Origin of the sequence: Aminobacter ciceronei, assembly GCF_014138625.1 — a bacterium.
In the GTDB taxonomy this organism is placed as follows: Bacteria; Pseudomonadota; Alphaproteobacteria; order Rhizobiales; family Rhizobiaceae; genus Aminobacter; species Aminobacter ciceronei.
Window position 1 is genome coordinate 58994 of the sequence record NZ_JACJHY010000034.1, and the last position, 8519, is coordinate 67512.

General features: G+C 60.1%; 9 protein-coding genes. 1 reads left to right on the plus strand and 8 read right to left on the minus strand.

Annotated elements, in window-relative coordinates; all coding sequences use genetic code 11:
• Positions 1-45: 45 nt before the first annotated feature.
• The 8 genes from ccoS to ccoN are packed head-to-tail and all read right to left on the minus strand — an operon-like array spanning position 46 to position 7025.
• The gene (ccoS, locus tag HNQ95_RS27295) at positions 46-315 is read right to left on the minus strand and encodes a cbb3-type cytochrome oxidase assembly protein CcoS (protein WP_182575666.1); all 270 of its coding nucleotides are present in this window, start codon (positions 313-315) and stop codon (positions 46-48) included.
• Complete coding sequence (locus tag HNQ95_RS27300) at positions 312-2558, minus strand: heavy metal translocating P-type ATPase (protein WP_182575665.1); 2247 nt, start codon at positions 2556-2558, stop codon at positions 312-314. The genes ccoS and HNQ95_RS27300 overlap by 4 nt, the downstream gene beginning before the upstream one ends.
• 2 nt (positions 2559-2560) lie before the next feature.
• Positions 2561-3379 (minus strand): DUF2189 domain-containing protein, encoded by an 819-nt coding sequence (locus HNQ95_RS27305; protein ID WP_067964863.1) that lies wholly within the window; start codon positions 3377-3379, stop codon positions 2561-2563.
• A 12-nt stretch (positions 3380-3391) separates the two neighbouring features.
• Positions 3392-3544: a hypothetical protein gene (locus HNQ95_RS27310; protein WP_376769276.1), complete on the minus strand. Its 153-nt coding sequence runs from the start codon at positions 3542-3544 to the stop codon at positions 3392-3394.
• Between the two features lie 32 nt (positions 3545-3576).
• Positions 3577-4458: a cytochrome-c oxidase, cbb3-type subunit III gene (gene ccoP, locus HNQ95_RS27315; RefSeq protein WP_067964859.1), complete on the minus strand. Its 882-nt coding sequence runs from the start codon at positions 4456-4458 to the stop codon at positions 3577-3579.
• Positions 4449-4619 (minus strand): CcoQ/FixQ family Cbb3-type cytochrome c oxidase assembly chaperone, encoded by a 171-nt coding sequence (locus HNQ95_RS27320; RefSeq protein WP_067964857.1) that lies wholly within the window; start codon positions 4617-4619, stop codon positions 4449-4451. Before HNQ95_RS27320 ends, ccoP begins: the two co-directional genes overlap by 10 nt.
• Positions 4620-4634: 15 nt before the next feature.
• Positions 4635-5387 carry a cytochrome-c oxidase, cbb3-type subunit II gene (gene ccoO / locus HNQ95_RS27325; protein ID WP_067964855.1) on the minus strand — a complete coding sequence of 251 codons (753 nt, stop codon included), beginning with the start codon at positions 5385-5387 and terminating at the stop codon, positions 4635-4637.
• A 3-nt stretch (positions 5388-5390) separates the two neighbouring features.
• On the minus strand, positions 5391-7025 hold the full coding sequence (gene ccoN, locus HNQ95_RS27330; RefSeq protein WP_157097233.1) for a cytochrome-c oxidase, cbb3-type subunit I: 1635 nt from the start codon (positions 7023-7025) through the stop codon (positions 5391-5393).
• A 548-nt stretch (positions 7026-7573) separates the two neighbouring features.
• Between ccoN and HNQ95_RS27335 the strand changes: the two genes are divergently transcribed.
• Positions 7574-8176 (plus strand): hypothetical protein, encoded by a 603-nt coding sequence (locus tag HNQ95_RS27335; RefSeq protein WP_067964850.1) that lies wholly within the window; start codon positions 7574-7576, stop codon positions 8174-8176.
• Positions 8177-8519 lie beyond the last annotated feature (343 nt).

The window sequence follows — 8519 nt, forward strand, 5'->3', positions numbered from 1 at the left end:
GCTCCTGAAGCTACGGCTAGCGCCGCCACCCAGCCGAACGGCCTGTCACTTGCTCGAGACATCTTCGAAGCCTTCCGTTTCAGTTCTTGAACAAACGCCGTTGGCAGCCGTGGCGTTCCCCCGAGTGGGAAGGGCCGCTGCATCATTTTTGCGTGCCTGCAGACTAAGAGGAGCGTCGGCACCTGAAGGCAAGACCCGCGCCGCAGCCCCATCCAGATCCTCGTACTGGCCACTCCGCAACGACCATAGGAAAGCCGCCAAACCAACCAAGCCCATGCCTAAGGCAATTGGAATCAACAAAGAGAGATAGCTCATGCAGCCTCCGCTGGGACTAGGCGGCGAAAGCCTGCAGACCGCGTGGACGAAGCCGTTTCGCGCGGGAGCCGCAAGGCGTTGCCAACGACCAGGATTGACGACGTCGACATGGCCACGGCTGCAATGAGCGGAGTTATTTGACCCGACATTGCGAGGGGCAAGGCCAAGACGTTGTAGGCCACAGCGAGCGCGAAGTTCTGCCGCACCAGCCGGGCGGCATTGCGGGCGATGCCGATTGCCTGCGGGACACCTTCGAGGCTGTTCCGCAGAAAGACGAGATCGGCAGCGGTGCGTCCGATATCCGCCGCCGAAGAGGGCGCCATGGAAACATGTGCCGCTGCCAGTGCCGGAGCGTCATTCAGGCCGTCGCCAACCATCAGTACGCGGCGGCCGGAGGCGACCAGATCTCTGAGTCGGTTGACCTTGCCCTCAGGCAAAACGCCGTGGCGGCCCTCAGAAATTCCAAGCGCATCCGCGACCTTCCTGACTGCGATCGCAGAGTCGCCCGATAGGACCTCTGTTGCCAATCCCCAACTTTCCAGCGTTCCAACGGCTTCCGCTGCATCGGGACGAAGATTGTGGGCGATCGTGAACGAACCAGCGAGCGTGCCGTTCTTCGACAGCCAAGCCATGGATTCGCGGCTTGCATTGCCTGGCAGGCCTGAAACCCATTCCCGCCTGCCGAGCCGAAAGACATTCCCATCGATCCGGCCTTCAATTCCGTACCCAGACACCTCGCGAAAATCCGCGACTTCGGGCCCGGTCGAGGCGAGAGCGGCGACCGCGCATGAAGCCGGGTGTCTGGACAGGGCTGCGAGAGCGGCAGCGGCGGGCACGTCGTGCAGGGCAGCCGTGTGACGTTCTACACGCGTGACACCCGTCGTCAGAGTTCCGGTCTTGTCGAACACGACCGTGTCAGCTTCGGCGAGCCGTTCCAGGGCGCCGCCGTCCTTGAGCGTGATACCGAGGTCAAACAGCCTTCGTGCGGCCACAACCTGAACCATGGGCACAGCCAAACCCAATGCACATGGGCAGGTGATTATTAGCACCGAAACGGCGGCCGTGACCGATGCATGCCAATCGCCCGTGATTGCGATCCAGGCCGCGCAGGTGGCGAGGGCCAACAAATGGACGACGGGGGAATACAACGCCGCGGCTCGATCCGCGATGCGGCGATACTGTGCCCGCCCGTCCTCCGCCGCATCCATCAATTTCGCCATGTCAGCGAGGAAGGAATCCTTGGCACGTCTATCGGCACGAACCGTCAGCGCGCCATCGAGGCTGAGCGCGCCAGACAAAACGGCGGTCCCAGGCTGGGCACGCGTTGGCGTCGCTTCTCCGCTGACTACCGACTGGTCGAGACTGCCGCGCCCGGCCACTATCGTGCCGTCTACCGGAACCCGGTCGCCTGGGCCGACCGGGATGATGTCGCCCGGCTCAACTTCCATGAGATCGCAAAACTCGCGGCTCCCGTCAGCGCGTATCACCGTGACGCCTCGCGGTATCAAGCGGCTGAGGCCGGAGACCGCCTTCCGCGCCTTGCGCCTCATTGCATAGTCAAGCGTGCGTCCGGCAAGCAGGAAAAAGATAAGGGAAGTTACGGCGTCGAAATATGCGTGCGGCCCTCCGGCAAATGTATCGTACAGGCTCAGCGCCAACGTCAGCAGGACCCCAACCGAAATAGGAAGATCCATGCTGCTTGTGCGACGCCATACCGACCTCCATGCCGAAATGAAGAATATTCTTCCGGAATAGGCGACCGCAGGTACTGCCAGCAGGCCGGAAACCAGGTGAAAAGCACTTCGAGTCTGCGCGTCTGCACCCGACCACACCGACACTGACAACAGCATGATGTTCATTGCCGCAAAGCCCGCCACTGCGGTGGCGCGCAGCAATCTCGACATCTCGGGGTCACGAAGATCATCTCCCGCTTCCGCGAGGCTGGAGTCGTATCCGATGGCAGCCAGTGCCTCAGTTACAGGAGGGGCATGGTCGCCACGCCACCTTACGGATACGCGGCGGGACGTAAGGTTCACGCGGGCGGCGAGAACTCCCTCAAGGTTTTGCAGGGCCCCTTCGATTGAGGTGATGCAGGTGCCACACCTGGCTTGGGGTACCGAAAGGTCAGTCTGAAAGATGCCATCTCCCAGATCGCGTCGCGCCAGCAAGATTTCGCCAGCGGTCGCGCTGCCGCAACGCGCCAGTTGCAGCGCTGCCTCCGCTCCGTGGGCGCAGCAGCTCACCGTCAGGTCTCCGGGAGCGCCACGGCCCTATAGGCGTGCCAGGTGGCATGGCCGAGCAGGGGAAAGATCAAGATCATCCCCACGAGCCCCGTGACGACACAGACGGCGAAAAGAACCAGCAGGATTGCAGCCCAGCCCAGCATTGCAGGCAGATTGTTCCAGACGAGTTTCATGCTTGTGCCCATCGCGGTCAGCGCATCGACGCGCCGATCAAGGAGTAGGGGCACTGCAAAGACGCTGATGGCATAGGCAAAGGCAGCAAAAAGGCCGCCGATCGCTGTCCCGACGACGATCATTGTCCACCCGTACGCAGTCCCAAACAGCAGGCCGACGATGTGGTCTAGCCCCGGAAACGCCGTAACTCCAAAAAAGAGCGCGTAGAGCAGAACCGCGGCACGCATCCAGAGCAGAAGGAGGCAGCACAGCAACAGCCCGGCAAAGAAGACCTGCGCGCCTGCCCTTGGACGCACGAGGAGCATGGATCCGAAGCTGATCTCGCGTCCTTCCTCGATGGCCCGACTTTTTTCATAGAGGCCGACCGCCAGAAAAGGAGCCACGATCATGAATCCCGCCAGCGCCGGAAAGAGAATGTAGTCCCGGCCGAAAGCAACGAGCGTCCAAACGAAGCAGGCCGACAGGACGAAAACACCAATTCCGTATCCCAAGCTAGACGCCGGGCGTGTCCAGAAATCCCGCCAGCCCGCTGACAGCCACCTGAGGCCGATGAAGGGCGACAGACCGCGGTTGAGCCGCGGGTCGCGCGTCTCGCCGATGCCAGAGGTTTCGCTGAGCAGCCAGTACGACTTTTCGGTGTCGCTCATCTCTTCGCCTCCTCAACATGCCGACTTGGCAGCGCGATAGCCACCTTCGCCCGCGGCCTTAAAGTGCTTGACGCAGTCCGGCTGAGAATCGACTGCAACATAGATCAGGTGAGCATTGGCTCCGGCGAAAAGCAGCAGCCCTGCCGGGACCAGCATCCAGAGCATGATGCTGTGGTACCGTCTTTTCGACTGTACGGTCATGGCTGTTGCGTCCCCAGGTCATGCACGTAGAGCGCAATCGTGCGGATCTCAGCCGTCGTCAGCCTTTCATCCCAGGTGGGCATATGGCCTTGGCGTCCGCCGTGCACCGACGCAATGATGGTGTCGAGGTCGCTTCCGTAGATCCAGTGCGTATCCGTTAGGTTTGGCGCGCCGACATCCCTGTTTCCCTTCCCGTCTTCTCCGTGGCAGGCAGCGCACGTTGTCAAAAAGACTTCTCGCCCCGCTTCTATCCGTTTGAGATTGTCCGCGGTCGAGTAGTCCGGATGGGAAAGTGAATAGACGTAGGCGGCCACGCTCCGCACCTGATCCCGGTCGAGCACCTCGTCCCGCCCAAAGGCTGGCATCTGCCCGACGCGGCTTTCCGGATGCCGGGTATTGATGCCGACACGCATTGTCTGCTCGATAAGCTGGGGTCCACCACCCCATAGCCAGTCGTCATCGGTGAGGTCCGGGTAGTTTGCCCGGCCTTTGCCGTCCCGACCGTGGCATGCGGCGCAGTTATCCCCGAACAACTGCCGCCCCGTGTTGCGGACCGTCTGCATCAGCGCCTCGTCCGCCTGGATGGCGTCGTACGGCTCCTTTTCGAGGCGTGCCATCCAGGCAGCGCGTTCGCGCTGGCCGTCGACGACACGCGCTTCGACAGTCTGCCTCTGGTCGACCCCTAAGAGGCCTCGTGTATAGGTCGTCCCGAGTGGCCAGGCCGGCACCAGGAACCACCAGGCGATCGCCCACAGGTGCGTCACGATCAGGAACAGCAGCACCCCCCGCGGGACCGGGGTGTCCAGTTCCTTGATGCCGTTCCATTCGTGGCCTGTGGTCTCACGGCCGCTGACGGGATCGCGTTCGTTCACTTCCATGGCTTGTCGTCCTCGCCGAGGATGCTGTTCTTGGCCTGATTGAAACGCTTCCGGTTTGACGGCCAGAATGTGTAGACCACCACGCCGACGGCCAGCGCAATCAGGTAGAAGAGGCCCCAGCTCTTGGAAAAGGCGACAACCGAGTTGTGATCCAGGTCCATTCCGAAACCCTCCGCTTACCCTTCCGGGTTAGGTTTTCCCTCTGGAGCCGCGGTGTTTTCGTATGCGGCTCCGGTCAGTCTTCCTAGGATCTGCAGATACGCCACGAGCGCGTCCATCTCGGTGACGTCGGTCTTCACGCCATCAAAAGCACTGACTTGAGTTTCGTCGCCATATCGTGTGGCAACCCCGGCAGCGAAGTCGGTGTCCGGCGTCGCTTGACCGTAAGCATCGCGCGCCGCGTTCTCCACCATTTCGTCAGTATAAGGAACGCCCAGCGCCTTCTGCGCCGCGAGGTGAAGCGGGAGGTCCTCCATTTTGAGAGAGGTGCGCGCGAGCCAGCGATAAGCAGGCATGTTGGATTCTGGAACGACGTCGCGTGGGTTTGTCAGGTGGGCGACATGCCAGAAGTCGGAATACTTGCCGCCGACGCGAGCAAGATCGGGCCCAGTCCGCTTGGAGCCCCAGAGCATCGGGCGATCGTACTTTGACTCGACGGCAAGCGAATATGGGCCGTAGCGTTCCACCTCGTCGCGCAGCGTACGGATCATCTGGCTGTGGCAGGCATAGCAGCCCTCGCGGACGTAGATGTTGCGCCCGGCAAGCTCAAGCGGCGTGTACATCCGCATGTCCGGGGCTTCTTCGACAGTCTCGTCGATTGTGAAGAGTGGGGCGATTTCGACGATGCCGCCCACGCTCGCGGCTGCGATGATTGCGATCACCAAGCCAATCGCTGAACGCTCGAGTTTGCGGTGAAAGATCTCAGGCATTCATCATTCTCCCGCCACGGCAGGAGCGATCGGGACGTCCGCATTGAGCGGGGCCGCCAACGGCGCAGACCGAACCGTCATCCAGATGTTGTAGCAGCCGACTACTGCACCAATCAAGAAAAGCAGCCCTCCAAAGGCCCGCGCGATGTAATACGGGTACATCGCCACCAGTGAATCGACGAAGGAATAAGCGAGGGCGCCTTCTTCCGTATAAGTCCGCCACATCAGTCCCTGGATGATGCCCGAATTCCACATCGCGAAGACGTAGATCAGCGTCCCGGCAATCGCGAGCCAGAAATGCACTTCCACGAGGGCTGCTGAGTACATCCGCTCGCGTTTCCAGAGGCTTGGCACCAGCGTGTAGAGCGATCCAAAAGTGATCAGCGCCACCCAGCCCAGCGCGCCAGCGTGGACATGCCCGACGGTCCAATCTGTATAGTGGGACAGCGAATTCACAGGCCGGATAGCAAGGAACGAGCCTTCGAAAGTCGATATGCCGTAAAACACGGCGGCAGCCATCATGAACCGCAAAGTCGCATCGTCCCGCACCCGGTGCCACGCGCCGTTCAGGGTAAGCAACGCATTTCCCGCGGAAGCCCAGGACGGAACCAGCAACATCACCGAGAAGGTCATGCCAAGCGTCTGAACCCAATGCGGCAGCGCGGTATAGTGGAGGTGGTGCGAACCCGCCCACATGTAAAAGAAGGTGATGCCCCAGAAGCTCAGGATCGAAAGGCGGTAGGAGAAGATTGGCCGCTGAGCCCTTACTGGAAGGTAATAATACAGCATGCCAAGGAAGCCGGCCGTAAGGAAGAAGGCGACCGCGTTGTGTCCGTACCACCACTGCACCATCGCATCCTGGACGCCAGGCCAGACCGTGTAGCTCTTCGCATGCCCCCACGAAATGGGGAGTGCCAGGTTGTTGACGATGTGGAGAATTGCGACGACCAGAATGAACGCCATGAAGTACCAGTTGGCCACGTAGATGTGCGGTTCCTTCCGCCTGGCGATCGTCCTCAGATAGAGGATGAAGTAGGTCACCCAGACAATCACCAGCCAGATATCGGCGTACCACTCAGCCTCGGCGTATTCCTTGGATTGCGTCACCCCAATCAGATAGCCCGACACGGCAAGCAAGCAGAATAGGTTGTAGCCGAGGAGCACAAACCAAGGGCTGAGTTGTCCGGCGAGCCGCGCGCGCGAAGTCCGCTGCACCACATGAAACGAAGTCGCGATCAAGGCATTGCCGCCAAAACCAAAGATCACTCCGGTGGTGTGGGTCGGGCGGAGACGGCCGAAACTCGACCAGCCAGCGTCGAAGGCAAGGTTGGGCCATGCAAGCTGCGCGGCGACCCAGACGCCCATGAACATCCCGAACACTGCCCAAGCCATCGATAGGACAATGCCGACCTTGATTGGGTCGTCGTAATAGGATGTTTCCCGGTCTTCCGTCGGTTCGGGCTGGTACAGGCCAGACAGCACATAAAACAGGACGGCGCCTGCGAACAGCATGACCATGACGCCATGGACGCCGAGCACATCTGTGCGACCCACGGCAGCCATCGCCAATCCAACGATCGCCACCGCAATCGCTATCACGGCGGCGTTCTGACGTTCCGAAGACGTAAGTTGCCGGATCATCGTCTTTCCTCCTCCGCGGATTCGACGTGGCTCAGTTTCAGGTATTTCTGTCAGATATCAAGCAGTTCCGCCAAGGAAGATGTTTGGACCGATGGAGCGCGCTGCCCGATGGGGCCGGATGGTCTTCGAAATGCAGGCTGCCCGACAGTGCTCAAGAGTATTCGAAGGAGCTGCTGACGCCGCTGCCAGCCGCTCAGCTCCTGTGCCGAAGCCCCAATCATTGGGGAGTTGGCATGGAGTCGTCACGCGAGGATTGCGAGAACACGTGAGGGATTTGTTCCAGATCAAGTTAGCCCTGGGCCGTCTCAGCTAAGATGGATCAACCGTGGAACTGCCGCGTGATGTCTCAAGGAGGCGCACAATGAAGATCTGGATATTTCTGCCGCTGACGACCTACCCAGACGCATGCGCTGATGTCTTCGCTGTGAACGCCGTGGGTAAAGTCGCGATTGGTCTTTGATCGCGCCGTCAAACACGCGCCATCAAAGGCAGTTCCGTGCCCAGGCCACACGCTAGAAAACAATGTGAACGTTCGGAGTGATGCAGTGACTGCGGAGACCAGCCAGTTCGAGGAAATTGCGACGGGACTCCTGAGTGCCGCTGAGGCTTGTGCGATCGTGGAAAGGTGCGCTCCCAATTGGTCCGAGGCGGATTGTGGCGACGTCGTTGATGTGTTCAGATCTTGGGCTTGGAAAGCGTTGGATGCCAGACGGCGCGATGACGAATTGAAGCAGTGGCACAACCTGCTTCGCCAGCTCGTTTCTCATTTCCGTGGGACGACCGCTTCCGAGAAGCTAGGGGTTCTTCGGGACCTTGTGTACGAGTCTATCGCGGTTGCAACGCCATTCCCGGTATCAAACGTGCTGAACAAGAAGCACGTCAAGGAGCTGCTCCAGATTCTAAAGAGTGTGCATGGTGGACGTTTGGACAGGAAATCTATCGGATCTAGATTGCGACTTGAACATGCCAACCTTGCCCGCGTTCTGACATTGGCATTGACGGCCGGACTGGTTGTCCGATCAGCTAGAGGGAAGAGTGCCTGCTTCTCGATTACCGAGTTTGGCATGACCCAGTTGGAGTCACGCGGCACTTATACCAACGCGTGCGATGCCAACGGCATTGGTTGTAAAATTCATACTATCCCGTGAAGCCGTCGCGCTTCGGTTAGAAAAGCAGTGATCGTTGATAGGTTGAGAATTCGGCGACTAACAGTCCAAGCTGTAGAGTTCTCCATTTTGCAGTGGACCGCACAGCTTGGATCGGTCGGGTAGGTCTGGGTGCGTCGTCTTCTGACTCGCGCGACGCGCGACGATCATGCGACGTGGCGATCCGGCATCTTACAGCGCTTTCGCACACGGCTCAGCCTGACGCGAAATCATCTAGCCAATGCCCTAGCTGTCGAAGCTATGAAGGTTGTTCATTCGAGGAGGGACTGAGAAGCTGGGGTTGCGAAGCCAACCAACCTTCAGTGGAGCTCCCCGAATGAACGTC